A 26,759-nucleotide genomic window follows, 5' to 3' on the forward strand; every position below is an offset into this window, starting at 1 on the left:
GGAAGTCGCGGGCCGGGAGGTCGCGGACCGGTCTCACGCCTGGGTGAGGTAGCGCCGGACCTCCCAGTCCGACACGGAGGCGTGGTACTCGTCGAACTCCTGCTGCTTGACCGCGGCGAAGTAGTCGATGAAGTCGCCGCCCGGGGTCTTGCCCAGCGCGGCCCGCAGGACGTCGTCGGCGACGAGCTCCTCGACCGCGCGGTCCAGGGTCTTCGGGAGGTGCTTGATGCCGCGGGCGCGCACCTCGTCGGAGTGCAGGGCGAAGAGGTTGTCGTCGGTGCAGGCGCCCGGGTCGAGCTCGCGGTCGATGCCGTCGAGGCCGGCCGCCAGCAGGGCGGTGGCGGCGAGGTACGGGTTGGCGGAGCCGTCGACGCCCCGGTGCTCGATGCGCCCGCCCTCGGGGACGCGCAGCATGACCGAGCGGTTGTTGCCGCCGTAGGCCACGTACGCCGGGGCCCAGGTGGAGCCGGAGGTCGGGGCGCCGACGCCGATGCGCTTGTAGGAGTTGACCGTCGGGCAGATGATCCCGGCGACGGCCCGGCCGTGCTCGATCAGCCCGCCCAGATAGTGGCGGGCCAGCGGCGAGAGGCCCAGCGCGTCGGCGTCGTCGTCGAACAGCGGCGTGCCGTCCTGGCCCCACAGGCTCTGGTGGATGTGCAGCCCGTTGCCGGTGACGGAGGTGAACGGCTTCGGCATGAACGTCGCGACCATGCCGGCGTCGTGCGCCAGCATGTGGATCATGTACCGGAAGAAGATGGTGCGGTCGGCCGTGGTCAGCGCATCCGAGTACTGCCAGTTGTTCTCGAACTGACCGGTGCCGTCCTCGTGGTCGTTCGCGTAGTTGCCCCAGCCGAGGGTGTTGAGGTTCCGCGACACGGTGGACAGGTGGTCCCACATCCGCGTGAGGCCCTTGACCTCGTAACAGGGCTTCGCAGCGGTGTCGAGCGGGTCGGCGACCTCGAGCGTCCCGTCCTCACGGCGACGCAGCAGGCTGTACTCCAGCTCGGTGCCGGTCTTGAGCACCCAACCGCGCTTGTCCGCGAGCTCCGCGAGCTGGCGGCGCAGGATCACGCGCGGGGCGTAGGGCCACGGCTTGCCCTCGACGTGCGGATCGCAGTGCAGCACCGCGACGCCCGGCTTCCAGGGCAGGGGCGTGTAGGACGCAGGGTCCGGGACGACGAGCACGTCCGGGTCGGCCGGCGACTGCCCGAGGTCGCCCGCGGCGTAGCCGGCGAACCCGGCCCCACCGTCCATGAGCAGGTCGAACGACGAGGACGGGATGGCCTTCGCGCACGGCTTCCCGTGCAGGTCCACGAACATCGCCAGGAAGAACTCGATGCCGTCCGCCTCGGCGCGTTCCCGCAGGTCGCTGCGTGCCCTGTCGTCAGCAGAGTCCATGCCGCCTCCCCGGGAAGGTGTGGACTTAGAACCATTCACGTCCGCGACGAAAGGTGTCAACCCCGTCACAGCCGCTCGCGCACAACCTGTCTGCTCGGACACGCACCGTGACAGGGCGGAGTAGCCTCCCGGCCATGGCCCGGCAGGTCACCTCCACGACGCTGGCGCAGGCCGTGGCCGACCACCTCCGGATGCGCATCCACCGCGGTGACGTGAGTCCGGGGGAGCGCCTGCCCGCGGAGCGGGACCTCGCCGAGCAGCTGGGCGTCGCTCGGATCAGCCTGCGGGAAGCGATCCGGCAGTTGCGCGAGGACGGCTACGTCGAGGTCCGGCGGGGCTCCACCGGCGGCACGTACGTCACCGAGCTGCGGCGACCGGCCGAGGCCTGGCGGTCCCGGATGCGCGAGCAGGTCGGCGAGATGGACGACATCCTCGACTTCCGCATCGCGCTCGAGACCGAGACCGCCACGCTCGCCGCCCGCCGTCACACCGAGGCCGGCCTCGTGCCGATCCGCGAGGCGATCGCGGCGCTGAGCGGGGTCATCGGGCGCACCGCCTTTCGGCAGGCCGACTCCCGCTTCCACGTCGCGCTGGCCCGCGCCGCGGGCAACGAGCGGCTCGAGGAAGCCGTCGAGGCCGCCCGCGGCGAGCTCTTCAGTCCCCGCGACCTCCTGCCGTTCCGCGAGCCGGTCGAGGAGACGCTCCGCGACCACCAGGCGATCTACGAGGCCGTCGCGGCGGGTCACGAGGGCGAGGCCGCCGAGGCCATGCGGGCGCACCTCGAGCGCGCCCGCCGCCAGCTGCGGTTCATCGTGTTCGGCGCCGCCGACGACGCGGAGTGGCCCACCGACTGACGGCAGTGACCTCACACGGGGTTGACACGGTGTGGCGTGGCTCTCTTATTGTCAGCGCGTTCTTGGTCTGCAGATGAGACCAATGCGGGGCCGCTCGCGCCGGCCCCGCAACGACCCCGTCATCGACCCGTGCCCACGGCGGCCACGGAGTGCGATCGGAGGCACGGTCATGAGTTCTCTCGACGACCGCATCGCGGGGCTGGTGCGCCGCGACCGGCTCCTCGCCATCGGCAGCACCGTCGCCATGTGGGTGGTGCTGGTGTTCGTCTTCCTCGCCGCGGCGCCCACGGTGCCGGGGACCACGCTGCTGGTGGTCCTCGGCGTCGCGATGGTGGCGCTCGGCGGCCTGAACACCGCCTCGGCCGCGGCCCTGATCCGGCGCTACCGGGCGGCGAAGGACCAGGTCTACCGGCCCGACATCGAGAACCTCGACGCCCAGCGGGCGGCGAGGCACGGGAGCGCGTCGTGACCGCGGACGCCGGACGGCGGGCGGCCTACGAGCCTCCGAAGCAGTCGGTCCGGGGTCAGCTCCTGGACGCGTTCGTCGTCCTCGCGTTGATCTTCGTGACCCTGTTCGGGACGACCTACCTGGTGGAGTCGCAGGACTCCGGCGGCGGCGCGGCGCGTCCGCTGGCCGAGCTCCCCCTCACGCCGGGCGAGCGCGAGCAGTACCAGAAGATGATCGACACCGGTGTGGCCGACCTGGAGACGATCTCGGCGGGCGTCGAGGCGAACCAGGCCGGCGCCGACAAGTACGACATCGACGTGCTCGCCCTGCTCGGGACGGCGGTGCTCCTCGCCCTCTACCTCGGCTTCGTCTACCGCGTGTCGTTCCGCGAGTACCGCGAGGTCGTGGAGGAGAAGTTCGGGGCCGGCGACGTCGGCGACGACTCCGGGAGGCAGTCATGAGCACCGTGGCCGTGGTGGAGACGATCGCGTGGGTGCTCAGCGCGCTCATCGCGGGCTGGCTGGTCCTCGACGTCCTCAAGGTCGCCCGTCACCACGACGAGGCGACCCTGGTGAACGCGCCGGACCCGCTCGAGGAGCCTCCGGGCACCGTGGAGGGGTCGGGAGTGAGGTCGGCATGAGCGCCACCGAGGACGCCTCCGTCGCCGCGCCGTCGGCCGCCGCCGCCGAGGAGCGGCCCGCCCTGCGCAAGGTGCTCGCCCCGATGCACATCTGGGCCCTCGGGGTCGGGATCGTGCTGGTCGGCGAGTTCATGGGCTGGAACTTCGCCGTGGAGAAGGGCGGCATGTACGGCGCCCTGGTCGCCTGTTGGGTCGTCGGGCTGCTCTACACGTGCATCGTGATGATCAACTCCGAGGTCACCTCGGCGATCCCCGCCGCGGGCGGGCAGTACGCGCAGGCCAAGCACACCGTCGGGCCGTTGATGGCGTTCAACGTCGGCCTCTATCTGACGCTCGCGTACACCATGCTCGAGGCGGCCAACGCCAACGTCCTGTCCGACCTGCTGAGCACCCTGTCCGGGCTCATGGGCAGCGAGCAGGAGCTCTCGCCCTACCCCTTCGCGGTACTCGCGATCCTCGCCCTCGCGTTCCTGAACTACCGCGGGGTGTTCGCCTCGCTGACGCTCAACCTCGTCATCACCGGGTTCGCGTTCGCGACGATCCTCGTGCTGTTCATCGGGCTGCGGGCCTGGTCGCCGTCGGGCGAGCTCGACCTCGCCGGCCTCGCGGGGGACGCCACGAACGCCCTGCCCTACGGGTGGATCGGCGTGATCGCGGCCTTCCAGTTCGGCATGTGGTTCTACCTCGGCATCGAGGGCACCGCGCAGGCCGCGGAGGAGTGCCGGTCGGCGCCGCGCTCGGTGCCGCTCGGCAGCCTCGCGGGGATCATGACGCTGATCATCGCGGCGTCCCTGACGTGGTTCGTCTGCGCCGGGACGCTGCCGTGGCACTACCTGGGCACGGCGATCACGCCGCTGTTCGACGCCGCGCTCGTCTCGGGTCAGGACGTCCTGGTCGTGCTGCTCCTGCTGGGGACGCTGTGCGCCACGCTCGCCTCGGCCAACGGGTGCATCAACGACGCCTCGCGGGCGTGGTTCTCGATGGGCCGCGACCGCTACCTGCCGGAGTGGTTCGGCGCGGTGCACCCGAAGTACCACACGCCGTTCAGGGCGATCGTGTTCCTCGTCCCGGTGGCGATCGCCTTCGCGCTGCTGCCGGTGCTGCTCTCCGAGCCGACGCTGTTGTCGACGGTGATCACCTTCTCGATCCTCTCGGGGCTGCTCATGTACAGCTTCATGGGGCCGAGCTTCATCCGGTTCCGGCGGCTGTGGCCGCTCGGCAAGATCACCCGGGCGTACACGCTGCCCCTGCACCCGGCGCCGGCGATCGCCCTGCTCGCGCTCTCGGCCGTCGTCTTCTTCGCGACGTTCCTGGGCTACGGCGCCGCGCTGCTCTCGATCCTGGCCTTCTACCTGCTGGCGTCGATCTGGTTCGTGCTCCGGCGGTACAAGTTCGTGCGACGGGGGGCGCAGTTCACCGCCGACCTGCCGCGTCCCGAGGGGTACTGATGGGGATGACGGCGTGGTGACCGGGGCCCTGGTGGTGATCGTCGTGGCGGTCGTGGTCCTCTCGATCCTGCACCGACGATCGCAGCGCGCCGACGCCGCGGACCGCGCGCGGCTCTTCGAGCGCGTGGTGCCGCTGGTGCAGGACGCGCGTCTGACCTGCGACGGCGGCGGCTACCCGGTGCTCACCGGCCGCCTCGCCGGACACCCCGTGACCCTGCGGGCGATCGTCGACGCCGTGACCCTGCGCAAGCTGCCCGTCCTCTGGGTGGAGCTCGTCGTGCACCGCGCCCTGGAGGTCGAGGGCACGGTGAACGTCCTGCTGCGCCCGCTGGGCACCGAGTTCTTCTCGCCGGACGCGGGGTTCGCCCACGAGCTGGCGCCGCCGCCCGGGCTGCCCCGGCCGGTGCGTGTCGCGTGCGCGTCGGCGTACCGGGCGCCGTCGGCCGAGGTCCTGGCGGGCCTGCTCGCGCCCGCGACGGAGCTCTGCGGGGACCCCGCGACGAAGGAGCTGAGCGTGGGCCGGGGTGGGCTCCGAGTGGTCCTGCGGGTCGCCGAGGGCGACCAGGCGAGCTACCGGAGCGTCCGGCGCGCGGTGTTCGACCACCCGCGCGTCGATCCCGACGCGGTGCTGCGGGCGGTGGCGGTGCTGGACGCGACCGGTGACCGTGTGTCGGCCGGGGAGGTCCGCTCGTGACCCGCTCCTGGCTGGTGCTGGCCGTCGCCGTCGTGCTGCCCGGGATGGGCCACGTGCTCCTCCGGATGCCCGTGCGGGGACTCATGTTCGCCTTCTACACGGTCCTCCTGGGCGTGATCACCTGGCAGCTCACGACACCGGAGATCTCGCTGGTCGGGCGCCTGGCCGGCGGGCTGTTCGTGTACGCGATCAGCCTGCTGGACGCCTACACCTGGGCGACTCGACGTTTCGTGCGAAGCAACGTAATTTCTCAGCAGTAGTCCCCGATCGCAGGAAGGCTCGAGTCCCATGTGCGGAATCATCGGTCTCCACCTCCGCGACCCCGAGTTGCAGCCGATGCTCGGTCGCCTCCTCGACGACATGCTCTGCGGGGTCTCCGAGCGCGGGCCCGACTCGGTGGGCATCGCCGTCTACGGCGACGGGGAGCGCAACCCCGAGGGCCACTCCGCGGTGTCCGTGCTCCGGGCGCCCGGCGACCTGGCGGCGTCGGCGGGTGCCCTCCTGCCGGGCACGCCGACCGTGACGGCCCGGGTGGCGGGGGACACCACGGTGCTCAGCGCGCCGGTCGGGGTCGAGGCGCTCACGGCCGCCGTCGCCGCCGCCGCGCCCGAGGCGCTCGTGGTGGGCAGCGGCAACGACCTCGTCGTCTACAAGGGTGCCGGGCACCCGCAGGACCTCGCCCGGACCTACGGGCTCCGCGACGTCAGCGGCTGGCAGGGCGTCGCCCACACCCGCATGGCCACCGAGTCGGCCATCAACCCCGAGGGCTGCCACCCCTACTCGGTCGGCGCCGACCAGTGTCTCGTGCACAACGGCTCGTTCTCCAACCACGCCACGATCCGCCGCGACCTCGAGCGCCAGGGCGTCACGTTCGACTCGGAGAACGACTCCGAGGTCGGCGCCCGCTTCGTGGCGGCCTGCCTCGCCGAGGGCGACGACCTCGAGAAGGCGCTGCTGCGCCTCGGCGAGACCTTCGACGGCTTCTACACGCTGCTGGTCACCACCGCCGACGGCTTCGCCGTGGTGCGCGACGAGATCGCGTGCAAGCCGGCCGTGATCGCCGAGCATCCCCGCTGGGTGGCCATGGCGTCGGAGTTCCGCGCCCTCGCGGACCTCCCCGGGATCGACGAGGCCCGCGTCTTCGAGCCCGATCCCGGCAAGGTCTACGCATGGCAGCGCTGAGCCGGGCCGAGGCGGACGCCCGGTCGCCCGTCGTGTTCGACCTGCACGAGACGACGGTCCGCGCCCTCAACGCCGAGCTCCACGCCCCGTCCGCGACCTCCTACGAGGTGCTCCACCCGCAGGGCGCGCACTCCCTCGGGGCCGGCATCCACGACGAGATCGACGTCGCGATACGCGGGCACGCGGGCTACTTCTGCGCGGGGATGAACCAGCTCGGCCGGGTGGTCGTCGACGGCTCGGCGGGCAACGGAGTCGCGGAGAACATGATGTCGGGCTCGGTGCGGGTGCGCGGCGACGCGTCGCAGTCCGCCGGGGCCACCGGACGCGGCGGCCTGCTCGTGATCGAGGGCTCGGCGTCCATGCGGTGCGGGATCTCGATGAAGGGCATCGACATCGTCGTCGGCGGTTCCGTCGGCCCGATGAGCGCGTTCATGGCCCAGGCGGGGCGGCTCGTCGTCTGCGGCGACGCCGGCGACGGCCTCGGGGACTCGATCTACGAGGCGCGGCTCTACGTCCGCGGCACCGTCGGAACCCTCGGCGCCGACTGCGTCGAGAAGCCGCTGCGCGACGAGCACGTCGCCGAGCTCACCGAGCTCCTCGACGCCGCCGGGCTGGACCATCGGCCCGAGGGGTTCCGGCGCTTCGGCTCGGCCCGCGGGCTCTACCACTTCACCGGCGACCACGGGAGCTACTGATGGCGGGGCTACTGACGGCGGCTGACGCGACGCGGGGCTCGACCCGATGAAGGATCCCGCGGAGCGGGGGCTGCGCGAGTCGGCCACGTTCGACCGCGCCACGATCGCCGCGATCCAGCACGCCGCCCGCACGGGCGTCTACGACATCCGCGGCTGGGGCGCCAAGCGCGCCGTGCCGCACTTCGACGACCTGCTGGTGCTCGGGGCGTCGATGTCGCGCTACCCGCTCGAGGGCTACCGCGAGCGCTGCGACACCGACGTCGTGCTCGGCGACCGCCACGCCACGCGGCCCCTGCACCTCGACATCCCCGTGACGATCGCCGGCATGAGCTTCGGCGCGCTCTCCGCCCAGGCCAAGGAGGCCCTCGGGCGCGGTGCCAGCGAGGTCGGCACGTCGACGACGACCGGCGACGGCGGCATGACCGACGAGGAGCGTGGCGAGTCGAAGACGCTCGTCTACCAGCTGCTCCCGAGCCGGTACGGCATGAACCCGGACCACCTGCGGGCCGCGGACGCGATCGAGGTCGTGCTCGGTCAGGGTGCCAAGCCCGGCGGCGGCGGGATGCTGCTCGGCCAGAAGATCTCCGACCGCGTCGCCGAGATGCGGACGCTGCCGCCCGGTATCGACCAGCGCTCGGCGTGTCGGCACCCCGACTGGACGGGTCCCGACGACCTCGCCATCAAGATCGGTGAGCTGCGGGAGATCACCGACTGGGAGAAGCCGATCTACGTCAAGGTCGGGGCGACACGCACGTACTACGACGTGAAGCTCGCCGTGGCCGCGGGCGCCGACGTCGTCGTGGTGGACGGGATGCAGGGCGGCACCGCCGCCACGCAGGAGGTGTTCATCGAGCACGTCGGCATCCCGATCCTCGCTGCGATCCCGCAGGCCGCGCAGGCGCTGCAGGAGCTCGGCGTGCACCGGAAGGTGCAGCTCATCGTCTCGGGGGGCATCCGCACCGGCGCCGACGTGGCGAAGGCGATGGCCCTGGGCGCCGACGCCGTCGCGATCGGCACCGCCGCCCTCATCGCGCTCGGCGACAACGACCCGCAGTACGCGGCGGAGTACGAGGCACTCGGGTCGGGAGCCGGGTACTACGACGACTTCCAGGACGGGCGTGACCCGGCCGGGATCACCACCCAGGACCCCGAGCTCTCGGCGCGCCTCGACCCCGTCGAGGGCGGGCGCCGCGTGGCGAACTACCTGCGGGTGCTGACCATGGAGGCCCAGACGCTCGCCCGCGCCTGCGGGAAGGGGCACGTGCGTCACCTGGAGCCCGAGGACCTGGTCGCGCTGACCATCGAGGCGGCCGCGATGGCCCGGGTGCCGCTGGCGGGCACGTCGTGGATCCCGGGACGCGGCCTGTAGAGCCCTCGTCCGATCCGTCGCCTTTCGGCGGGTCGCTCGTTCTCGGTGGTGACGGCACGGCGTCACGGCACGGCTCAGCCCGAGGAGCGTCGGCGATGGGGCACCACCGGAAGGGCCGGGCGACCCGGCGCCACGACGTACCGTCCGTGGTCCGGGAGCCCCACGGCTCCCCCCGCACCGAGACCTCGACGTCGCCGGTGGTGCCCGAGTCGAGGCCCGAGCGGGGTGTCCCGGGGCCCGGGCCGGGACCGGCGGTCGAGGGCGTGAGCGGCCGGCCGCTCGAGGACCTCGCCGAGGCCGCGCGCAACGCCCGCCGGACCGGGTGGGCGTTCGGGGCCGAGGTCCTCGCCTCCGCCGACACGCGGGGTGTGCCGACCTCGACGCCACCCCCGCGCGACGGTCGGCCCCGGCGCTACGCCACCCACCAGCCCACCGCGCCGATCGCGGTGCTCGACGGTCGGTGACCACTCGAACCGGTGTGCTCCGGGTCACGATCGGCTAGCGTCGCCGTCGTGGCCCACTGGGCCCGTCCCGCCCCGAACGTGACCAGGAGCCCGAAGCCATGGTGGACACCACCGCTGCGTCCGAGACCGTCTTCCGGCTGGTCTACCGCAGCCACATGCGGATCGCGCCCGACGTCCGCAAGTCCGAGCTGGGGGAGATCTTCAGCGTCGCCCGGTCGAACAACAAGCGCCTCGGCGTGACCGGCGCGCTGCTCGTGTGGGACGAGTTCTTCGTCCAGACCCTCGAGGGCGACGAGGCCGTGGTCCGCGATCTCTACGACCGCATCCACCGCGACGCCCGCCACGAGCGCGTCGCGATCATCAGCGAGGACCCCGCCGCCCCGCGGGTGTTCGGCCGGTGGTCGATGGCCCGGGTGGGCGACGAGGACGAGCCCGACATCCCCCTGCTGATGAACCGGGACAAGGGCGGCATCTCCCCGGCCGCCCCCCGCCCGACGACGCCGGACCAGGAGGCGGTCCTGGACGGCATGCGGGAGGCCGCCCGCAGCGGCGCCCAGCCGGCCTGACGCCCGGTCGGCCCCGTCGGGTCGCTGGCGTCCGTGCCCGGGTCACGACGAGAGTGGTGGCATGGACCGCACGGTGGACTGGGACGGCTCGGGCGAGGGTGCCGTCACCGCCGTCGACCAGCGCGCGCTGCCGGCCGAGTACCGCCTCCGTCGGCTCGCGACCGTGGACGAGCTGGTCGCGGCGATCGCCGACCTGACGATCCGCGGCGCGCCCGCGCTGGGCGCGGCCGGAGCGCTGGGGGTCGCGCTCGCCGCCCGCCGGCACGCGGGCGACCCCGCCCGGGTGCGCGACGAGGCGGAGCGGGTGGCGGCGGTCCGTCCGACCGCGGTGAACCTGCGCCGCGGTGTGGAGCGGGCCCTGGCACGACTGGGTGATGGCCCCGACGCCGTGCTCGCCGAGGCGTGCGCGCTGCTCGACGAGGACGAGGCGATCAACCGGCGGATGGGCCGGCGCGCCGCGGACCTGATCACCGCCGTGTGCCCCGACCGCCCGCTGCGGGTGCTCACCCACTGCAACTCCGGGGCGCTCGCCGCCGTCGCCTGGGGCACCGGGCTCGGTGCGGTCCGCGAGCTCGCCGGGCGGGGTCGGATCGCCGAGGTGCTGGCCTGCGAGACCCGCCCGCTGCTCCAGGGGGCGCGGCTCACGGTGTGGGAGCTGCGGGAGATGGGGGTCGCGCACCGGCTGTGCGTCGACTCGGCGGGCCCCTCGGCGATCGCGCGGGGGCTCGTCGACGCCGTGATCGTCGGCGCCGACCGCATCGCGGCCAACGGCGACGCCGCCAACAAGATCGGCACCTACGCGCTCGCCTGTGCCGCGGCGCGTCACGGCGTTCCCGTGGTCGTGGTGGCGCCCGAGTCGACCGTCGACCACGCGACGCGCTCGGGCGCCGACATCGTCATCGAGGAACGCGCGGCCGACGAGGTCCGCACCGTCGCGGGCGTGCCGACGGCGCCGCCGGACACCCCGGTCTACAACCCCGCCTTCGACGTCACGCCCGGCGCGCTGCTCGCTGCGGTGGTCACGGAGGCCGCGACGTTCCGGGACGGCGCCTGGACGGTCGAGGCACCCGCGCCGGTGACCGCGGAGGCCGCTCGGTGAAGCTCCGCGACGAGCGCGAGGCCGTCGTCGCCCACGCCCGGCGGATGGACGCCGACGGCCTCACCGTCGGCACCTCGGGCAACCTCTCGGTGCGCGCCGGCGACCTCCTCGCGATCACCCCGAGCGGCCTGCCCTACGACCAGCTGACCCCCGACACGGTCAGTGTCGTGGACCTCGAGGGCCGGCCCGTCGACGCGCCGCTGCGGCCGTCGTCGGAGCTGCCGATGCACACCGCGGTGTACCGGGAGACCGCCGCCACGGCGGTGGTGCACACCCACCCGGTGTTCGCGACGGTCCTCTCGACGCTGGTCGACGAGCTCCCCGCGATCCACTACATCATCGCGCACCTGGGCGGCCCGGTCCGCGTCGTGCCCTACGCGCCGTACGGCACCGAGGAGCTCGCCCGGCTCGGGGTCGAGGGCCTGGCCGGGAGGTCCGCGGTGATCCTCGCGAACCACGGCGCAACCACCTACGGCGCCGACCTCGCCCAGGCCTACACGCGGACCGAGTACCTCGAGTGGCTCTGCCGGCTCTACGTCGAGGCCCGGAAGCTCGGCGAGCCGCGCCTGCTCGACGCGGCGCAGATCGCGGCCGCCACGGCCGCGTTCGCGGACTACGGCCCGCAACCACGCGCCTGAGGCCCGTCGGCGCCGGAACGCGGGGGCAGCGACCGCTCCAGTGCGCTCAGCTCGGGGCCGAGGAAGCCCCCGTCCTCCGGGACCGCGGCCCGCCGGCCGGACGTCGCCACGGCGAGGTCCGCCAGCTCGTCCCCGATCTCCTCGGCGCGGGCGGCCGGGACCTCCGGGCCCGGCGCCCGCCCGTCGCCGCGGGCCGCGTCCATCGCCCAGCACGCCGCCAGCGTCCGGTGCGCGAGCCGCTGGGCGGCGTCGAGGGCAGGCCACCAGGCGGTGGCGTCCGGGGTGCGGACGATCGGGAGCGCGTCGCCGCGGTGGGCGTCCGCGAGGGCGAGCACCCGCTGGTTGAGGTCCCGCCGGGCCGCGCGTGCCGCGGGGCTGCCGGTGCTCCCGTCGACGAGGTGGGGGAGCACCCGCCCCACGTCGCGCAGCGCCTCGCGCACCCGCGCCGCCGGGTCCGGCACGGCGGCCTGGGGCGCGATCAGCAGGAACACCAGGACACCGACCGCGCAGCCGACGGCGGTGTCGACGCCGCGGGCGAGCAGGAGCCCGCCGAGGTCGGCGGGGTGGCCGCCGCTGCCGATGGTCAGGGCGATCGGGGTCACGAGGACGACGCCGAGGCCGTAGTTGAGCGGCATCAGGAGCTGGATCCCGAACTGCAGCACCGCGATCGTCAGCGCCAGCCCCACGCCGGCCGGCTGCGCCGCGAGGATCGCGGCCGCGAGCAGGAGCCCGATCCAGGTCCCGAGCAGGCGGAGCGCGGCGCGCTCCAGCGTGCCGGCCGGCCCGAGGCCCTGGCACAGGACGAGGACGGCGCAGGCGACGGCCCAGTAGGCGCGGTCGAGCCCGACGAGCGCGGCGCCGGTGCCGACGACCAGGGCGGCCACACCGACCCGCAGCAGCACCACGCGCCACGGCGACCCGGCGGCGAGCAGGGCACGTGCCGCGGCCGCGACGCCCGGTCCGCCCAGCGGCACGTCGGCGGGGTCGAGGTGACGCGGCACGGCCGGCGGGTGGTCGACCTCGGTGGCCAGCGCGCGGACCCGGCCCGCCGCGGCGGGGTCGACGGCCCGGCCCGCGTCGCGGGCGCGGACCGCGTCGGCCAGCGCACCGTGCGCCTCGAGCGCGATCGCGCGCAGCCGCACCAGCGTGCCGTCGGGGCGGGCGACCGGGGCCTGCTGTCCGACCAGGACGACCCAGCAGGAATGCATCGCCCGCGCCGCCCGATCGCGCGCCGCCGGGTAGTCCTGGCCGTCGGCGGCGAGCAGGCGCGCCACCGCAGCGACCCCGGCCGCCACCGCCGCCTTCTCCGGGCGGCGGGGCCCGGCGACGATCCCGATCATGTGGGCACACCACGAGAGGGCGCCGCCGGCCAGGACGAGCATGCCCAGGCGCCACGGCTCCGTGGTCGCCCCCGGGATGCCCGACGCGGTGGCGCAGGCGAGGACGAACAGGTAGGCACCGGGCGGGCCGGTGTCGACGACCTGGCACAGCGCCGTCGCTGCCACGGCGATCACCGCGACCACCGGCACCGAGGCCCATACCGAGAACTCCGACCACGCGCCGAGCGTCACCACCGCGGCGAAGGCGAGCGCGACGGCGGCCAGCTGCCGGGCCCGGAAGCGGTAGGGCCGGCGGCCGCCGTAGAGCGCGGTGAAGGCGCCGATGCTCGCGATGAGGCCGGCGGAGACGTCGCCGGCCCACCAGCCGATCAGGACGGTGCCGCCGGCGCAGGAGGCGGCGCGGACCGCGTCGACGAGGTCGAACCGCGTGCGCCGCAGTCCGACCAGGTCCCGCGCCCACCCCCGCCAGGAGGGACGGGTCACCGCATCCGCCTGCGGAGCACGAGCCGCGTCGATCACGGGCCCGAGGGGCCGTCGGGCGGGTCGTCGAGGAAGTCGGCCGTCGGCACGTAGTAGAGGGCGCCGGTGACCGCGGTGGAGAAGTCGAGGATGCGGTCGTGGTGGCCCTCGGCGGTGCCGACGAACATGTTCTCCAGCATCTGCTCGGTGACCCCGGGGTCGCGGGCGTAGCCGATGAAGTAGGTGCCGTACTCCCCGACGCCGACGTGGCCGAAGGGCATGTTGACGCGCAGGATCTGCCGCTCCTGCCCGTTCTCGTCCTCGATGACGTTCAGAGCGACGTGCGAGTCCGGTGCCTTCTGGTCGTCGGGGATCTCGATGTCCTGGAGCTTGGTGCGCCCGATCGCGCGCTCCTGCTCCTCGACGCCGAGCGCGTTCCAGCCGTCCATGTCGTGCAGGTACTTCTGGGTGATCACGTAGCTGCCGCCCGCGAACCCGGGGTCCTCGTCGCCGACGAGCACCGCCTCGCGGGCCGCGGCGCCGTCGGGGTTCTCGGTGCCGTCGACGAAGCCGAGCAGGTCGCGCTCGTCGAAGAACCGGAAGCCGTGGACCTCGTCGACGACCGTGGCGTGCGTGCGCAGGCGCGTGACCAGCAGCTGCGCGAGCTCGAAGCACATGTCCAGGCGATGGGCGCGGAGATGGAACAGGAGGTCCCCGGGCGTCGACGGCGCCTCGTGCGCCCCGTGCAGGGCGCGGAACGGGTGCAGGGACGCCGGCCGCGGGCCACCGAACAGCCGATCCCAGGCCTCCGACCCGATCCCGACGACACAGGTGAGCTCGCCCTCCGGGAGCCGGAACCCGACCGAGCGCTTGAGGCCGGCGACGTCGGTCAGCAGGTCGCGCACCGCCGCCGCGTCACCGCCGGGGTCGAGCGTCAGCGTCAGGAAGATCGACGCCTCGGTGATCGGTGACAGGACCGGCTGGGGCTCACCGTGGACCATGCGTCGCACCCTAGAGGCGCGGTCGGCGCAGGAAACAGTGTTCGGCCATCCGCCCGCGGACCTGTCACGCTGTCGCGGCGACACCGCCGTCCAGGATCGTGCGAGGGGAGTCCGCCGTGACCGAACAGATCGCCGAGCACTACGAGCGTGTGGCCGCGACGTACAACGACCACTGGACCTACGACCCCGACTACGTCCGGCAGCTCGCCCACGCCATGAGCGACGCGCTGCGCCTGACGCGCTCCGACGCGATCGCCGACATCGGCTGCGGCACCGGCCTCTACACGCGCCACATCGCCGACGACGTCCGGCCGACCCGGCCCGTGCTGTGCGTGGATCCGGTGTCGGCGATGCTCGACCAGCTCCCGCGGTCGCCGGCGTTGCAACCGCTGCACGCCAGCGCCGAGGACCTGGCGTCCGGACGCGTCGCGCTCCCGGAGTCGGCCCCGCTGGACGCGATGATCATCAAGGAGTCGATCCACCACATGACGGATCGGCGCGGGACGCTCGAGGGTCTCGTCCGGCTCCTGTCACGCCACGGCCGGATCCTCGTCGTCATGCTGCCGACGGCCATCCACCACCCGCTGTTCCGGGCGGCGCACGAGCGCTTCGAGGAGCTGCAGCCGGACCCCGCGGACATCCAGGAGATCGTGTCCGCCGCCGGGCTCCGGGCGTCGGTGAGCCAGCGGACGTTCCACGTGGCCATCGAGCGCGAGCGCTACGTCCGCATGCTCGAGGCGCGGTACATGTCGGTGCTCGGCGAGTTCTCGGACGAGGAGCTCGAGGAGGGCATCGCGCAGTTCCGGCGGTCCTACCGGGACACCCCGGTGCTGCGGTTCGAGGACCATTTCGCCTTCGTCAAGGGCTGGGTCCCGGGCCGGCCGCCGGCCTGACCCGTCAGCGGCGCAGGACGAGCACGGTGGTGATCAGGAGGACGATCGTGCCGGCCGACTCGACGACGAGTGTGGTCGGCGCCAGGGCGTAGTCCAGGCTGGACTCGATCCCGAAGAGCCCGACGGTCAGGGCGATCACCAGCGCGGCCAGCGTGCCGGCCATGAACAGCAGGCCCAGCACCGTGGCCACCTGCAGGAGCCGTCCCTGCAGCACGGTGATCCCGATGGCCAGCACGAGGCCGCCGATCGCGTTGAGGACGAACAGCATGCCCAGCACGCCGCCCGTGCTCGTGAGCACCAGGTAGAGGTGGATGCCGCCCATCGCCAGCAGGGCGAGGGCGCTGAGCAGCCGCCACACCATGACCGAGCGGGACGAGCCGCTGGCGGGACGCGCCGGGTGCGCAGCGTGGGACATGTCCGTCTCCCTGCCCGGGGACCGTGCGCGGTGCACGGTGCGGTGACGGAACTGGTTACCACAGTTCGGGCGCCGGACCCAGGGGCAGGAGGGACGGCGGCGCAGGTCAGAGGGTGCAGGTCGGACCGCGCAGGTCAGGGCGTCACGAGCCGCCGCGCTCCGGGCAGGCCGAGCAGCAGCGCCGCCCCCGCCGAGACGACCGCCAGCCCGGCGAGCGGGCCGGCGAGACCGCCGGCGCCGGCGAGGGCCGAGAGCAGGTAGGGCACCCCGAAGCCGAGGTACGCGCAGGCGTAGAAGGTGCCGGTGAGCGCGCCGCGCTCGCTCGGGGCCGCCAGCCGCGCGACCGTCGTCAGTCCCGACGCCAGGCACAGCCCGTAGCCCACACCGAGCAGCAGCGCCACGGGGACGAGCAGCGGCCACGCCGCCAGCGCGACCCCGAGGAGGGCGATCCCGAGCCCGAGCGCGCCGGTCCCCAGCCCCACCGGGCCCGCCCGCTCCGCCCCGAGGCGCCGGGCCAGAGGCGGCACGAGCGCGCCCGTCGCCAGGGTCAGACCCGCCACCAGGCCGGTGACGGCCACGGCGATCGACGGCATCTGCGGGGTGAGCAGCAGCGGCAGCAGCGTGACCGCGGTGGACGGGAAGGCGAACACCCCGACCGCGACCGGCACGACGACCAGCGCGAACGGCCGGCGCGCGTCCGGCGGCACCCCGAGGTTCACGACGGGACCGCCGTCGCGCCGACGGTCCGGCGGGAGGGTGTCGGGGATGCCGCGCAGCAGGGCGATCGCGCCGATCATGAGCACGACGTGCAGCAGGTACGGCAGCACCGTCGGGGCGGGCGCCCACTGCGCCAGCAGCCCCGAGAACAGCGGGCCGAGCGCCCAGCCCGCGGCGAGCGCGACCGTCGTGAGCCGCGCCGAGCGCCCCGGCTCGCCGATCAGCTCGCCCAGCCACGCCGTCCCGACGCTGAACACCACCCCGGACACGGCGCCCTGGAGGAACCGTCCGAGGAACAGCACCGCCACCGACGACGCGGCCCCGAGGAACAGCAGCGAGACGAGGCCCGCGAGCACGACGAACGGCACCACGACCGCCCGCCGTCCGAGGCGGTCGGACGCCGGCCCCGACAGCAGCAGCGCCGGGATGAGCCCCGCGGCGTAGACCCCGAAGGCCGCGGTGAGGGCGGTGGGACCGAGCCCGAGCGTGTCCCGGTAGACCAGCAGCAGGGGGGTCGGCACGTTCGTCCCGTAGGCGACGACGAACACCACGACCCACAGGGCGCGGGAGGGAGCGAGGCCCGCGGCGGCGCGTGTCACGGCGCCATCACCAGCGGCGCGTGGGGGTCGCGGACGGGGACCCGGCCCGCGACGCGCGCGATCTCGAACGGGACGGCCTCGACGAGGCGCCCGCCCTCGACACGCGCGCGGGAGGCGCCCCGGTGGGACCCGTGGATGGTCATCGCCGACGATCCTCGCCCGTGCCACGGACCCGGCGCCATCCCCGCCCGGGAGCGCGGGACACTGATGCGCGTCGAGACACCGGCACCCGGGAGGACACGGCTGTGGGGACGTTCCGCGCGTCGTTCGAGTTCCCGCCCTCGCCGCACGCCCCGGGCATGGCCCGCCGCCTGCTCGGGGAGCTCTTCGGCGCGTGGGCGCTCGACGGGGCGCGGCACGTCGACGCGACGATCCTCGTCAACGAGCTCGTGTCCAACGCCGTGGACCACGCCGGCACCGACGTCGTCCTCGAGCTCGACGTCACCGCCTCCGACGGGTGGCTGCGGGTCGGCCTCGCCGACGGCTCGACCATCCGCCCGGTGGTCCGGGAGCTCGACCACAGCGCCCCGCGGGGCCGCGGTATGCAGATCGTCGCGGAGCTGGCCGACCGGTGGGGCAGCGAGGAGCGCGACGGGGGCAAGCGGGTCTGGTTCGAGCTGGGCTCGCCCTGACCGGCTCCTGACCGGCGGGAACAGCCCTCAGGGGCGCTCGTCGACCGGCCAGAACTCCGCCCACAGGGCCCCGGGCTCGTCGACCTCCTGGACGTGCAGCGCATAGCCGCGCCGCCGAGCGATCACCTCGGCGCCGCCGCGGTTCACCCGCCGGATGGTCAGCCCGACGCGGTCGGCCAGCACCCGTGCGGCGAGCTGCTGGTCGAGGCGGCCCATCTCGAAGCCGGCCTCCCACCAGTCGGCGGCGCTCCCGGCCGCGTTCCCGGAGGTGACCCCCGGATCCCCTGACGTCTCCGTCGTCATCCCTGACCTCCGTCCTGTCGCTGAAGACGGCACGAGTGTTGACCCTGCCGACCTTCTGTGTCTACAGTCAGCGCCGCCAGATATATCAATTGGCTACGATGAGGATCGCGAATGTCGGTCACAATCGCCCGCGAGGGTCGGATGCCCGTCGCGTCGGTCCTCGACCGGTCGCTCGCGGCGGCGGACCCCGAGGTGCACGCCCGGATCGCCGACGAGCGGAGCCGCCAGCACCGGACGCTCGAGATGATCGCGAGCGAGAACTTCGCGCCCCGGGCGGTGATGGAGGCTCAGGGCTCGGTCCTGACCAACAAGTACGCCGAGGGCTACCCGGGTCGGCGCTACTACGGCGGCTGCGAGCACGTCGACGTCGTCGAGCAGCTCGCGATCGACCGGCTCAAGGCGCTGTTCGGGGCCGAGTACGCCAACGTCCAGCCGCACTCCGGGGCCCAGGCCAACGCCGCGGTCATGGCCGCGCTGCTGACGCCCGGCGACACGATCCTCGGCCTGGACCTGGCGCACGGCGGCCACCTCACGCACGGGATGCACCTGAACTTCTCGGGGCGCCTCTACGACGTCGCCGCCTACCACGTGCGCCCCGACGACCACCGCGTCGACATGGCCGAGGTCTCCCGGCTCGCCCACGAGCGCCGCCCGGCACTGATCATCGCCGGCTGGTCGGCCTACCCGCGGCAGCAGGACTTCGCGGAGTTCCGCCGCATCGCCGACGCGGTCGGCGCCTGGCTCATGGTCGACATGGCCCACTTCGCCGGCCTCGTCGCCGCGGGCCTGCACCCCTCGCCGGTGCCGCACGCCCACGTCGTCACCTCGACGACCCACAAGACCCTCGGCGGCCCCCGGGGCGGGGTCATCCTGGCGGGCACCCGGGAGCTCGCCAAGAAGCTGAACTCCAGCGTCTTCCCGGGCCAGCAGGGCGGGCCGCTCGAGCACGTCATCGCCGCGAAGGCCGTCGCGTTCAAGCTCGCCGCAGAGCCCGAGTTCCGCGAGCGCCAGGTGCGCACGCTCGCCGGTGCCCGCCTGCTCGCGGAGCGCCTGGTGGCCGAGGACGGCATCGGCGTCGTCTCCGGCGGCACCGACGTCCACCTGGTCCTGGTCGACCTGCGCGACTCCGACCTCGACGGGAAGCAGGCCGAGGACCGTCTGCACCGCGTCGGCATCACCGTCAACCGCAACGCGGTGCCCTTCGACCCCCGCCCGCCGATGGTCAGCTCCGGCGTCCGCATCGGCACCGCCGCCCTCGCGGCCCGCGGCTTCGGCGACGGGGACTTCGCCGCCGTCGCCGACGTCGTCGCCCGGGCCCTGCGACCGCAGGTGACGGAGTCCGAGCTGGACGCCCTCGCCGACCGCGTCGCCGCCCTCGCCGACCGCCACCCCCTCTACCCGGAGCTGCCGGCATGACGCACGCAGGCACGACCGCACCCACGACCGCGCCCACCCCGCCGGGCGCCGACCTGCCCGAGCACCCCGAGTCCCTCTGGCGCAGCGCGGAGCCGAAGAGGTCCTACGACGTCGTTATCGTCGGCGGCGGCGGGCACGGCCTGGCCACCGCCCACTACCTCGCCAAGCTCGGGATCACGAACGTCGCCGTGCTCGAGAAGGGCTGGCTGGCCGGCGGGAACATGGCCCGCAACACCACGCTGATCCGCTCGAACTACCTCCTGGACGAGTCGGCCGGCATCTACGAGCACGCGCTCAAGCTCTGGGAGGGCCTCGAGGAGGACCTCGGCTACCCGATCCTGTTCAGCCAGCGCGGGGTGCTCAACCTCGCGCACACCGAGCAGGACGTGCGCGACTCGGTGCGCCGCGTCGAGGCCAACAAGCTCAACGGGATCGACGCCGAGTGGCTCGAGCCCGACGAGGTCGCGAAGGTCTGCCCGATCGTCAACGTCTCGGGCGACATCCGCTACCCGGTGCAGGGCGCGACGTTCCAGGCCCGCGCGGGGATCGCGAAGCACGACTACGTCGCCTGGGGCTTCGCCCGGCGGTCCAGCGAGGCCGGCATCGACATCATCGAGAACTGCGAGGTCTCGGGCTTCGTGACGGGAGGACCGGGCGGCGACCGCGTCACCGGCGTGCGGACGACGCGCGGCGACATCGCCGCCGGCACCGTCGCGCTGTGCGCGGCGGGCCACACCTCGGTCCTGCTGGACATGCTCGGCGTGCCCGCGCCTCTGCAGTCGCACCCCCTGCAGGCCCTGGTCTCCGAGCTCCTCGAGCCCGTGCACCCGACGATCGTCATGTCGAACGCCGTGCACGTCTACGTCTCCCAGGCCCACAAGGGCGAGCTGGTGATGGGCGCCGGCGTCGACTCCTACAACGGCTACGGCCAGCGCGGCGCGTTCCACATCATCGAGCGCCAGATGGCGGCCGCCGTCGAGCTGTTCCCGGTGTTCGCCCGGGCCCACCTGCTGCGCAGCTGGGCCGGCGTCGTCGACGTCACCCCGGACGCGAGCCCGATCGTCGGGTCCACGCCCTACGCGAACGTCTTCCTCAACTGCGGCTGGGGCACCGGCGGCTTCAAGGCCACCCCGGGCCTGGGCGCGGCGTTCGCCGACACCGTCGCTCACGGCCGTCCCCACCCGCTCATCGCGCCCTTCGGCCTCGACCGCTTCGTCACCGGGGCCCTCGTCGACGAGCACGGCGCCGCCGCCGTGGCCCATTAGGAGACCTCGATGCAGCTCATCGCCTGCCCCTGGTGCGGCCAACGCGAGGAGATCGAGTTCTCCTACGGCGGCCAGGCCGCCGTGGCCTACCCGGCCGACCCCGCGTCGCTGTCCGACGAGCAGTGGGCCCGGTTCGTGTTCTTCCGCGACAACCCGAAGGGCCCCTTCGCCGAGCGCTGGGTCCACAGCGCCGGATGCCGCCGCTGGTTCGGTGCCGTCCGCGACACCCGGACCTACGAGTTCCTCTCCGTCGGGCCCCTCTCCGCCACGACCGCGCGCCCGTCCGTCCTCCCGGAGGCCACCCCATGAGCCGGATCGAGGGCTACGGCCGGATCGACCGCAGCCGCCACGTCACGGTCACCGTGGACGGCGCCGCCTACACGGGGCACCCCGGCGACTCGCTGGCCTCGGTGCTGCTCGCCCACGACGCCCGTCCGGCCAACACCGGCGTCAAGCTGGGACGGCCCCGCGGCATCGGCGCCTCGTGGACGGAGGACCCGACGGGCCTCGTGCAGGTCGAGGAGCCGTTCCCGGAGCCGATGCTGCTGGCCACCACCCTCGAGGCCACCGACGGACTCGTCGCCCGTGGCGTGAACGGGCAGGGCCGGCTCTCCGAGATCCCCGACCTCGCCCGCTACGACCGCCTGCACACCCACGGCGACGTCCTGGTGATCGGCGCCGGCCCGGCCGGTCTCGTCGCCGCCCGCACCGCGGCCCGTCGCGGCGAGGACGTCGTCCTCGTCGACGACCGACCGACCGCCGGTGGCACCCTCACCGGCACCGAGACGATCGACGGCCGTCCCTCCCTGGAGGTCGTCGACGAGATCGTCGCCGAGCTCAGGGCATCGCCGAACGTCACGCACCTCCAGCGCACCACGGCGTTCGGGCACTACGACGACGGCTTCGTGCTCGCCCTCGAGCGGCGGACCTCCCACACCGACGACGGCGGCCTCGCGCGGCGCTCGCGCCAGCGCGTGCACCGCATCCGCGCGGGTCGGATCGTGGTCGCGGCCGGCGCGGTCGAGCGGCCCATCGTGCTCGAGGACAACGACCGGCCCGGCATCATGCTCGCCGCGTCGGCGCGGGACTTCCTGCACCGCTACGGCGTGCTCGCCGGCCGCGAGGTCGTCGTCTTCACCAGCGACGACGCCGCCTACGCCGCCGCGGTCGACCTCCACGACGCCGGCGCCACGGTCCAGGTGCTCGACGCCCGGCCGACGGCTCCCGCGGTCTGGTCCCGGCGCTGCGCGGACCGCGGCATCGCCGTCACGGCGAACACCCACGTCCACGGCACCCGGGGACCCGACCGCATCACCGCCGCCCTCGTCGGCCCGGAGCGCCGCGAGGTCCCCTGCGACCTGCTGCTCACCAGCGGCGGCTGGAACCCCACCGCGCACCTGTTCAGTCACGTCGGCGGCCGTCTCGCCTACGACCCGTCGCTGGGCGCCTTCCGGCCCGCCGCGCCCCGCCCGGGCGTCGAGGTGATCGGCGCCGCCGACGGCACCTTCGGCCTGGCGGACATCCTGCGCCGGGCGGGCGGGGCCGGTGGTGCTGATGACGCGCCCCACGCGGACGACGAGCCCCGCGACCCGACGGCAGTGCTCTGGCGCACCGAGGGCGACCCGGCCCGCCAGTTCGTCGACATCCAGCGCGACGCCACGGTGGCCGACATCGCCCGTGCCGTCGGCGCCGGCATGACGTCGGTGGAGCACGTGAAGCGCTACACGACGATCGGCACCGCCCACGACCAGGGCAAGACCTCCGGCGTGATCGCCTCCGGCATCACCGCCGAGCTCCTGGGCCTGCCCGTCGAGGACCTCGGGACGACCACGTTCCGGCCGCCCTACACGCCGGTCGCGTTCGCCGCGCTGGCCGGGCGGGAGCGCGGCGACCTCTTCGACCCCGTGCGCACGACCCCGATCCACGACTGGCACGTCGCGGCCGGCGCGGAGTTCGAGGACGTCGGCCAGTGGAAGCGCGCGGGGCACTACCCGCATCCCGGGGAGAACATGACCGACGCAGTGCTGCGCGAGTGCGCCGCGGTGCGGACCTCGGTCGGCATCATGGACGCCTCGACGCTCGGCAAGATCGACGTGCGGGGGCCCGACGCGGCGGTCCTGCTCGACCGGCTCTACACGAACATGATGTCGAGCCTCAAGGTCGGACGCGTGCGCTACGGCGTCATGTGCGGCAACGACGGCATGGTCTTCGACGACGGCACCGTCCTGCGCCTGGCCGACGACCGCTTCCTCGTCACCACCACCACCGGCAACGCCGCCGCCGTCCTCGACTGGATGGAGGAGTGGCTCCAGACCGAGTGGCCGGAGCTGCGGGTGCGGCTGACCTCGGTCACCGAGCAGTGGTCGATCGTCGCGGTGGCGGGTCCCCGCTCCCGTGACGTGGTGGGCGCGGTCTTCGCCGATCTGGACGTCTCGAACGGGACCTTCGGCTTCATGACCTGGCAGGACACCGCCCTCGACGGGGTGCCCGTGCGCGTCGCCCGCATCTCGTTCTCGGGCGAGCTGGCCTTCGAGGTCAGCGTCAGCGCCTGGTACGCGGCGGCGGTGTGGGCGCGCCTGCTCGAGGCCGGCCGCGCCCACGGGATCACGCCCTACGGCACCGAGACGATGCACGTCCTGCGGGCCGAGAAGGGCTACCCGATCATCGGGCAGGACACCGACGGCACGGTCTCCCCGCACGACCTCGGCATGGCCTGGGCGGTGTCGAAGAAGAAGCCCGACTTCGTCGGCCGGCGCTCCTTCAGCCGCGCCCAGAACCAGGATCCGCGGCGCAAGCAGCTCGTGTCGCTCCTGCCGACCGACGCCGCGACGAAGCTGCCCGAGGGCTCGCAGATCGTGCGATTCGCCGACGACGGACGGCTGCCCGCGCCGCCCGTCCCGATGCTCGGGCACGTCACCTCGAGCTACCACAGCGCCGCCCTCGACCGCCCGTTCGCGCTCGCCCTGGTCAAGGGCGGGCGGGAGCGCATCGGCGAGGTCGTCGGCGTCCCCGTCGCGGGCGAGCTGGTGGCCGCACTGATCGGCGAGACCGTGCTGGTCGACCCCGAAGGAGCGCGCCGCGATGGCTGACACCTCCATGCTCGTTCGACACCCCCTCGAGGCGCGGCGCACGCAGCTGACGGAGCTCTCCGCGGAGCTCGACGGCGTGGCCCTCGAGCTCGAGACGCCGGTCGCGGCCGTCGACCTGCGGCTCGACCCCGCCGACCCCGGGCCCGCCGCCGTCGCGGACGTGGCCGGCGGTCCGCTGCCGGCGCAACCCGACACGTGGACCGAGCTCGTCGCCGGGCAGGCGCTGCGCCTCGGACCCGACGAGTGGCTCCTGACGAGCACGGCGGCCCGGCCCGAGGACTGGGAGTTCGGCCTCGACGAGGCCGCCGCGGAGTTCGGCGGCACGGCCGTCGACGTGTCCGCGCAGCGCACGACGGTGCGGGTGCGGGGCGCCTCGGCCCGCCGGCTGCTCGCCTCCGGGTGCGCGATCGACCTGCGCCCCGCGTCGTTCCCGCGCGGGCGCTGCGCCCAGACCCTGCTGGGCCAGGCGGGCGTCCTGCTCGTCGCGCACGGGGTCGACACACGGGGCGACGACGACCTGCAGCTGTTCGTCCGTCCCTCCTTCGCGGGCTACGTCGTCGACTGGCTCGTCGACGCCGCGCAGGAGTTCCGCCGCCCCACCTGAGACCTCGACACGACCCTCGAAAAGAGACGCCATGAGCACCACCCCCCGCGTCGTCGTCATCGGAGCCGGGATCGTCGGCGCGAACGTCGCCGACGAGCTCACCGAGCGCGGCTGGACCGACGTGACCGTCCTCGACCAGGGACCGCTGCCGCTCACCGGCGGCTCGACGTCCCACGCCCCCGGCCTGGTGTTCCAGACCAACGCCTCGCGGACGATGAGCGCGTTCGCGTCGTACACGGTCGAGAAGTTCCTCGCCCTGGGCAGTGTTCTCGGGGGAGGGGACGGCGCCTGGTGCTTCAACCAGGTCGGTGGGCTCGAGGTCGCCACCACCGCCGAGCGCCTGGCCGACCTGCACCGCAAGCAGGGCTGGGCCACCGCCCGGGGCATCCCCGCCGAGGTCGTCGACGTCGACGAGTGCGTCCGCCGGCACCCGCTGATCGACCCCGAGCGCATCCTCGGGGGTCTCCACACCCCCACCGACGGGCTGGCCAAGGCCGCCCGCGCGGTGACGGCGCTGATGCGGCGCGCGGAGGCCCGCGGGGCGGTGTTCCGCGGCTCCACGCGGGTCACCGGCATCTCCCGGTACGGCGGGCGCGTCACCGGCGTGCAGACCGACCACGGCGAGGTCCCGGCCGACGTCGTCGTCTCCTGCGCCGGCTTCTGGGGGCAGGCGATCGGCGACATGGTCGGCATGCGCGTGCCGCTGCTGCCGCTGGCGCACCAGTACGTGTTCACCGGCCAGGTGCCCGAGCTCGTCGGGCTGGGCGACGAGGCGAGCGAGGCGCGGCTGCCGATCCTGCGTCACCAGGACCAGGACCTGTACTACCGCGAGCACAACGACCGCATCGGCATCGGCTCCTACGCCCACCGTCCGATGCCGGTGTCGCTGCACGAGCTGCCCGAGGTCGACGACGTCAGCGAGGCGCGCCAGCCCTCGATGCTGCCGTTCACCGAGGACGACTTCGCGGCCCAGTGGGAGCAGAGCCGGCTGCTGCTGCCGTCGCTGCGGGACACCAAGATCGACACCGGCTTCAACGGCATCTTCTCGTTCACCCCGGACGGCGGGCCGCTGATCGGGGAGTCGACGGACGTCGCGGGCTTCTGGATCGCCGAGGCGGTGTGGGTGACCCACTCCGCCGGGGTCGCCCGCAGCGTCGCCCAGCTCCTGATCGACGGGCGCAGTGAGATCGACCTGCACGGCTGCTCGGTGCACCGGTTCGAGGAGTTCCAGACCGCCGACGACTACGTCTCGGCCACCGCGCAGCAGAACTTCGTCGAGATCTACGACATCGTGCACCCGCTCCAGCCGCGGCTCGCGCCCCGCGACCTGCGCGTGAGCCCGTTCCACGCGCGTCAGTCCGAGCTCGGGGCGGTGTTCCTCGAGTCCCACGGCTGGGAGCGCCCGCACTGGTACGAGGCCAACGCCCCGCTCGTCGCGGACCTGCCGCCCGAGTGGGCACCGGTGGCCCGCGACCCCTGGTCGGGGATGTTCGACTCGCCGATCGTCGCGGCCGAGGCGTGGCGGACACGCACCGCCGTGGCGATGTACGACATGACCCCGCTGACCCGCATCGAGGTGTCCGGCGCCGGCGCGCTGGCGTTCCTCGACCGGCTCACCACGGGGAAGATGGACAAGTCCGTCGGCGCCGTCACCTACACCCTCGCGCTCGACGAGGCCGGCGGTATCCGCAGCGACCTCACCGTCGCCCGCCTGGGCCCGGAGCTCTTCCAGGTCGGCGCCAACGGGCCGCTCGACGTCCACCACCTGCAGACGGCGGCGGCCGTCGAGGACGACGTCGTCGTCCGGGACATCACCGGCGGCACCTGCTGCGTCGGCGTCTGGGGCCCGCTCGCCCGCGACCTCGTGCAGCCGCTGACCTCGACCGACCTCTCGCACGAGGGGCTCAAGTACTTCCGCTGCGTGCGGGGGCAGATCGCGGGCGTCCCGGTGATCGCGATGCGCCTGTCGTACGTCGGCGAGCTCGGCTGGGAGATCTACACGACCGCGGAGTACGGGCAGCGGCTCTGGGACGTCCTGTGGCGGGCCGGGCAGCCGCTGGGCGTCGTGGCCGCGGGCCGGGCGGCCTTCAACAGCCTGCGCCTCGAGAAGGGCTACCGCAGCTGGGGCACGGACATGACCAGCGAGCACGACCCCTACGAGGCCGGGGTCGACTTCGCGGTGCGGCCGCGGACGAAGGGCGACTTCGTCGGTCGTGCCGCCCTGGAGGGCCGCTCCGCGCCGACCCGCTCCCTGACCTGCCTGACCATCGACGACGGGCGCAGCGTGGTCGTCGGCCACGAGCCGGTGCTCGTCGACGGCGTCCCCGCCGGCTACGTCACGTCGGCGGCGTTCGGGCACACCATCGGCCGTCCCGTGGCCTACGCCTGGTTGCCCGCCGGGCTGGAGGTCGGCACCTCGGTGTCGATCGAGTATTTCGGGCAACCCGTCCGCGCGACGGTGGCCGCCGAGCCGCTCGTCGACCCGGAGATGGCGCGCATCCGGCGCTGATCCCCGGCGGGTCCTTCGTCAG

At 73.8% G+C, this 26,759-nt stretch carries 29 protein-coding genes; 22 read left to right on the top strand and 7 right to left on the bottom strand.

The window, feature by feature from the left end:
* Nucleotides 1-33: 33 nt before the first annotated feature.
* The gene (gene glnT / locus PH189_RS24085) at nucleotides 34-1,398 is read right to left on the bottom strand and encodes a type III glutamate--ammonia ligase (RefSeq protein ID WP_274191379.1); all 1,365 of its coding nucleotides are present in this window, start codon (nucleotides 1,396-1,398) and stop codon (nucleotides 34-36) included.
* A gap of 134 nt (nucleotides 1,399-1,532) precedes the next feature.
* Between glnT and PH189_RS24090 the strand changes: the two genes are divergently transcribed.
* The 14 genes from PH189_RS24090 to PH189_RS24155 all read left to right on the top strand — a co-directional run bounded on the left by PH189_RS24090 (nucleotide 1,533) and on the right by PH189_RS24155 (nucleotide 11,495).
* Nucleotides 1,533-2,252 carry a FadR/GntR family transcriptional regulator gene (locus tag PH189_RS24090; protein WP_274191380.1) on the top strand — a complete coding sequence of 240 codons (720 nt, stop codon included), beginning with the start codon at nucleotides 1,533-1,535 and terminating at the stop codon, nucleotides 2,250-2,252.
* Nucleotides 2,253-2,421: 169 nt separating this feature from the next.
* Nucleotides 2,422-2,721 carry a hypothetical protein gene (locus PH189_RS24095; RefSeq protein WP_274191381.1) on the top strand — a complete coding sequence of 100 codons (300 nt, stop codon included), beginning with the start codon at nucleotides 2,422-2,424 and terminating at the stop codon, nucleotides 2,719-2,721.
* On the top strand, nucleotides 2,718-3,161 hold the full coding sequence (locus tag PH189_RS24100; RefSeq protein WP_274191382.1) for a hypothetical protein: 444 nt from the start codon (nucleotides 2,718-2,720) through the stop codon (nucleotides 3,159-3,161). Before PH189_RS24095 ends, PH189_RS24100 begins: the two co-directional genes overlap by 4 nt.
* Nucleotides 3,158-3,340, top strand: a complete 183-nt coding sequence (locus tag PH189_RS24105) for a hypothetical protein (protein ID WP_274191383.1) — start codon at nucleotides 3,158-3,160, stop codon at nucleotides 3,338-3,340. Before PH189_RS24100 ends, PH189_RS24105 begins: the two co-directional genes overlap by 4 nt.
* Entirely contained in the window at nucleotides 3,337-4,788 is a 1,452-nt protein-coding gene (locus PH189_RS24110) for an APC family permease (protein ID WP_274191384.1), read from the top strand. The genes PH189_RS24105 and PH189_RS24110 overlap by 4 nt, the downstream gene beginning before the upstream one ends.
* A gap of 13 nt (nucleotides 4,789-4,801) precedes the next feature.
* The gene (locus PH189_RS24115) at nucleotides 4,802-5,482 is read left to right on the top strand and encodes a hypothetical protein (RefSeq protein WP_274191385.1); all 681 of its coding nucleotides are present in this window, start codon (nucleotides 4,802-4,804) and stop codon (nucleotides 5,480-5,482) included.
* Nucleotides 5,479-5,742: a hypothetical protein gene (locus PH189_RS24120; RefSeq protein ID WP_274191386.1), complete on the top strand. Its 264-nt coding sequence runs from the start codon at nucleotides 5,479-5,481 to the stop codon at nucleotides 5,740-5,742. Before PH189_RS24115 ends, PH189_RS24120 begins: the two co-directional genes overlap by 4 nt.
* A gap of 76 nt (nucleotides 5,743-5,818) precedes the next feature.
* Nucleotides 5,819-6,664 (top strand): class II glutamine amidotransferase domain-containing protein, encoded by an 846-nt coding sequence (locus PH189_RS24125; RefSeq protein ID WP_274191387.1) that lies wholly within the window; start codon nucleotides 5,819-5,821, stop codon nucleotides 6,662-6,664.
* On the top strand, nucleotides 6,652-7,359 hold the full coding sequence (locus PH189_RS24130; RefSeq protein WP_274191388.1) for a glutamate synthase: 708 nt from the start codon (nucleotides 6,652-6,654) through the stop codon (nucleotides 7,357-7,359). Before PH189_RS24125 ends, PH189_RS24130 begins: the two co-directional genes overlap by 13 nt.
* A gap of 46 nt (nucleotides 7,360-7,405) precedes the next feature.
* Nucleotides 7,406-8,728 (top strand): FMN-binding glutamate synthase family protein, encoded by a 1,323-nt coding sequence (locus PH189_RS24135; protein WP_274191389.1) that lies wholly within the window; start codon nucleotides 7,406-7,408, stop codon nucleotides 8,726-8,728.
* A 95-nt stretch (nucleotides 8,729-8,823) separates the two neighbouring features.
* Nucleotides 8,824-9,192: a hypothetical protein gene (locus PH189_RS24140; RefSeq protein ID WP_274191390.1), complete on the top strand. Its 369-nt coding sequence runs from the start codon at nucleotides 8,824-8,826 to the stop codon at nucleotides 9,190-9,192.
* Between the two features lie 98 nt (nucleotides 9,193-9,290).
* Complete coding sequence (locus tag PH189_RS24145) at nucleotides 9,291-9,758, top strand: BLUF domain-containing protein (protein ID WP_274191391.1); 468 nt, start codon at nucleotides 9,291-9,293, stop codon at nucleotides 9,756-9,758.
* Nucleotides 9,759-9,819: 61 nt separating this feature from the next.
* Nucleotides 9,820-10,857, top strand: a complete 1,038-nt coding sequence (mtnA, locus tag PH189_RS24150; RefSeq protein ID WP_274191392.1) for an S-methyl-5-thioribose-1-phosphate isomerase — start codon at nucleotides 9,820-9,822, stop codon at nucleotides 10,855-10,857.
* On the top strand, nucleotides 10,854-11,495 hold the full coding sequence (locus PH189_RS24155; RefSeq protein ID WP_274191393.1) for a class II aldolase/adducin family protein: 642 nt from the start codon (nucleotides 10,854-10,856) through the stop codon (nucleotides 11,493-11,495). The genes mtnA and PH189_RS24155 overlap by 4 nt, the downstream gene beginning before the upstream one ends.
* Here the strand turns inward: PH189_RS24155 and PH189_RS24160 are convergent.
* Together PH189_RS24160 and PH189_RS24165 are read right to left on the bottom strand one after the other, a co-directional pair.
* Complete coding sequence (locus PH189_RS24160) at nucleotides 11,471-13,318, bottom strand: FUSC family protein (protein WP_274191394.1); 1,848 nt, start codon at nucleotides 13,316-13,318, stop codon at nucleotides 11,471-11,473. The genes PH189_RS24155 and PH189_RS24160 overlap by 25 nt on opposite strands.
* Nucleotides 13,319-13,350: 32 nt before the next feature.
* Nucleotides 13,351-14,295 (bottom strand): Dyp-type peroxidase, encoded by a 945-nt coding sequence (locus PH189_RS24165; RefSeq protein ID WP_274191395.1) that lies wholly within the window; start codon nucleotides 14,293-14,295, stop codon nucleotides 13,351-13,353.
* 116 nt (nucleotides 14,296-14,411) lie between these two features.
* Between PH189_RS24165 and PH189_RS24170 the strand changes: the two genes are divergently transcribed.
* The gene (locus PH189_RS24170; RefSeq protein ID WP_274191396.1) at nucleotides 14,412-15,188 is read left to right on the top strand and encodes a class I SAM-dependent methyltransferase; all 777 of its coding nucleotides are present in this window, start codon (nucleotides 14,412-14,414) and stop codon (nucleotides 15,186-15,188) included.
* A 4-nt stretch (nucleotides 15,189-15,192) separates the two neighbouring features.
* On the opposite strand, the gene PH189_RS24175 is transcribed toward PH189_RS24170, so the two are convergent.
* From PH189_RS24175 to PH189_RS24185, 3 genes are all read right to left on the bottom strand, one after another.
* The gene (locus PH189_RS24175; protein WP_274191397.1) at nucleotides 15,193-15,603 is read right to left on the bottom strand and encodes a hypothetical protein; all 411 of its coding nucleotides are present in this window, start codon (nucleotides 15,601-15,603) and stop codon (nucleotides 15,193-15,195) included.
* Nucleotides 15,604-15,737: 134 nt separating this feature from the next.
* On the bottom strand, nucleotides 15,738-16,919 hold the full coding sequence (locus PH189_RS24180) for an MFS transporter (RefSeq protein WP_274191398.1): 1,182 nt from the start codon (nucleotides 16,917-16,919) through the stop codon (nucleotides 15,738-15,740).
* A complete protein-coding gene (locus PH189_RS24185; protein ID WP_274191399.1) occupies nucleotides 16,916-17,062 on the bottom strand; it encodes a hypothetical protein in 147 nt (48 codons plus the stop codon). The genes PH189_RS24180 and PH189_RS24185 overlap by 4 nt, the downstream gene beginning before the upstream one ends.
* A gap of 102 nt (nucleotides 17,063-17,164) precedes the next feature.
* On the opposite strand from PH189_RS24185, the gene PH189_RS24190 reads away from it, so the two are divergent.
* Nucleotides 17,165-17,551, top strand: a complete 387-nt coding sequence (locus PH189_RS24190; RefSeq protein ID WP_274191400.1) for an ATP-binding protein — start codon at nucleotides 17,165-17,167, stop codon at nucleotides 17,549-17,551.
* 27 nt (nucleotides 17,552-17,578) lie between these two features.
* Here the strand turns inward: PH189_RS24190 and PH189_RS24195 are convergent, their stop codons facing one another.
* Nucleotides 17,579-17,854, bottom strand: a complete 276-nt coding sequence (locus tag PH189_RS24195; RefSeq protein WP_274191401.1) for a hypothetical protein — start codon at nucleotides 17,852-17,854, stop codon at nucleotides 17,579-17,581.
* 111 nt (nucleotides 17,855-17,965) lie between these two features.
* Between PH189_RS24195 and glyA the strand changes: the two genes are divergently transcribed.
* The 6 genes from glyA to PH189_RS24225 are packed head-to-tail and all read left to right on the top strand — an operon-like array spanning nucleotide 17,966 to nucleotide 26,737.
* Nucleotides 17,966-19,270: a serine hydroxymethyltransferase gene (glyA, locus tag PH189_RS24200; RefSeq protein ID WP_274191402.1), complete on the top strand. Its 1,305-nt coding sequence runs from the start codon at nucleotides 17,966-17,968 to the stop codon at nucleotides 19,268-19,270.
* Entirely contained in the window at nucleotides 19,267-20,535 is a 1,269-nt protein-coding gene (locus PH189_RS24205; protein WP_274191403.1) for a sarcosine oxidase subunit beta family protein, read from the top strand. The genes glyA and PH189_RS24205 overlap by 4 nt, the downstream gene beginning before the upstream one ends.
* 9 nt (nucleotides 20,536-20,544) lie before the next feature.
* The gene (locus tag PH189_RS24210) at nucleotides 20,545-20,844 is read left to right on the top strand and encodes a sarcosine oxidase subunit delta (protein WP_274191404.1); all 300 of its coding nucleotides are present in this window, start codon (nucleotides 20,545-20,547) and stop codon (nucleotides 20,842-20,844) included.
* Entirely contained in the window at nucleotides 20,841-23,624 is a 2,784-nt protein-coding gene (locus PH189_RS24215; protein WP_274191405.1) for an FAD-dependent oxidoreductase, read from the top strand. The genes PH189_RS24210 and PH189_RS24215 overlap by 4 nt, the downstream gene beginning before the upstream one ends.
* The gene (locus tag PH189_RS24220; RefSeq protein WP_274191406.1) at nucleotides 23,617-24,228 is read left to right on the top strand and encodes a sarcosine oxidase subunit gamma; all 612 of its coding nucleotides are present in this window, start codon (nucleotides 23,617-23,619) and stop codon (nucleotides 24,226-24,228) included. The genes PH189_RS24215 and PH189_RS24220 overlap by 8 nt, the downstream gene beginning before the upstream one ends.
* Nucleotides 24,229-24,259: 31 nt before the next feature.
* On the top strand, nucleotides 24,260-26,737 hold the full coding sequence (locus PH189_RS24225; protein ID WP_274191407.1) for a GcvT family protein: 2,478 nt from the start codon (nucleotides 24,260-24,262) through the stop codon (nucleotides 26,735-26,737).
* Nucleotides 26,738-26,759: the final 22 nt, after the last annotated feature.

Origin of the sequence: Actinomycetospora chibensis, assembly GCF_028737215.1 — a bacterium.
Lineage (GTDB): Bacteria > Actinomycetota > Actinomycetes > Mycobacteriales > Pseudonocardiaceae > Actinomycetospora > Actinomycetospora chibensis.

Bases quoted from the DNA above. Each gene is read 5' to 3' on its own strand.
- glnT (WP_274191379.1), bottom strand. From the start codon at position 1,398: ATGGACTCTGCTGACGACAGGGCACGCAGCGACCTGCGGGAACGCGCC.
- PH189_RS24090 (WP_274191380.1), top strand. From the start codon at position 1,533: ATGGCCCGGCAGGTCACCTCCACGACGCTGGCGCAGGCCGTGGCCGAC.
- PH189_RS24095 (WP_274191381.1), top strand. From the start codon at position 2,422: ATGAGTTCTCTCGACGACCGCATCGCGGGGCTGGTGCGCCGCGACCGG.
- PH189_RS24105 (WP_274191383.1), top strand. From the start codon at position 3,158: ATGAGCACCGTGGCCGTGGTGGAGACGATCGCGTGGGTGCTCAGCGCG.
- PH189_RS24110 (WP_274191384.1), top strand. From the start codon at position 3,337: ATGAGCGCCACCGAGGACGCCTCCGTCGCCGCGCCGTCGGCCGCCGCC.
- PH189_RS24125 (WP_274191387.1), top strand. From the start codon at position 5,819: ATGCTCGGTCGCCTCCTCGACGACATGCTCTGCGGGGTCTCCGAGCGC.
- PH189_RS24130 (WP_274191388.1), top strand. From the start codon at position 6,652: ATGGCAGCGCTGAGCCGGGCCGAGGCGGACGCCCGGTCGCCCGTCGTG.
- PH189_RS24135 (WP_274191389.1), top strand. From the start codon at position 7,406: ATGAAGGATCCCGCGGAGCGGGGGCTGCGCGAGTCGGCCACGTTCGAC.
- PH189_RS24140 (WP_274191390.1), top strand. From the start codon at position 8,824: ATGGGGCACCACCGGAAGGGCCGGGCGACCCGGCGCCACGACGTACCG.
- PH189_RS24145 (WP_274191391.1), top strand. From the start codon at position 9,291: ATGGTGGACACCACCGCTGCGTCCGAGACCGTCTTCCGGCTGGTCTAC.
- mtnA (WP_274191392.1), top strand. From the start codon at position 9,820: ATGGACCGCACGGTGGACTGGGACGGCTCGGGCGAGGGTGCCGTCACC.
- PH189_RS24165 (WP_274191395.1), bottom strand. From the start codon at position 14,295: ATGGTCCACGGTGAGCCCCAGCCGGTCCTGTCACCGATCACCGAGGCG.
- PH189_RS24175 (WP_274191397.1), bottom strand. From the start codon at position 15,603: ATGTCCCACGCTGCGCACCCGGCGCGTCCCGCCAGCGGCTCGTCCCGC.
- PH189_RS24185 (WP_274191399.1), bottom strand. From the start codon at position 17,062: ATGACCATCCACGGGTCCCACCGGGGCGCCTCCCGCGCGCGTGTCGAG.
- PH189_RS24195 (WP_274191401.1), bottom strand. From the start codon at position 17,854: ATGACGACGGAGACGTCAGGGGATCCGGGGGTCACCTCCGGGAACGCG.
- glyA (WP_274191402.1), top strand. From the start codon at position 17,966: ATGTCGGTCACAATCGCCCGCGAGGGTCGGATGCCCGTCGCGTCGGTC.
- PH189_RS24205 (WP_274191403.1), top strand. From the start codon at position 19,267: ATGACGCACGCAGGCACGACCGCACCCACGACCGCGCCCACCCCGCCG.
- PH189_RS24210 (WP_274191404.1), top strand. From the start codon at position 20,545: ATGCAGCTCATCGCCTGCCCCTGGTGCGGCCAACGCGAGGAGATCGAG.
- PH189_RS24215 (WP_274191405.1), top strand. From the start codon at position 20,841: ATGAGCCGGATCGAGGGCTACGGCCGGATCGACCGCAGCCGCCACGTC.
- PH189_RS24220 (WP_274191406.1), top strand. From the start codon at position 23,617: ATGGCTGACACCTCCATGCTCGTTCGACACCCCCTCGAGGCGCGGCGC.
- PH189_RS24225 (WP_274191407.1), top strand. From the start codon at position 24,260: ATGAGCACCACCCCCCGCGTCGTCGTCATCGGAGCCGGGATCGTCGGC.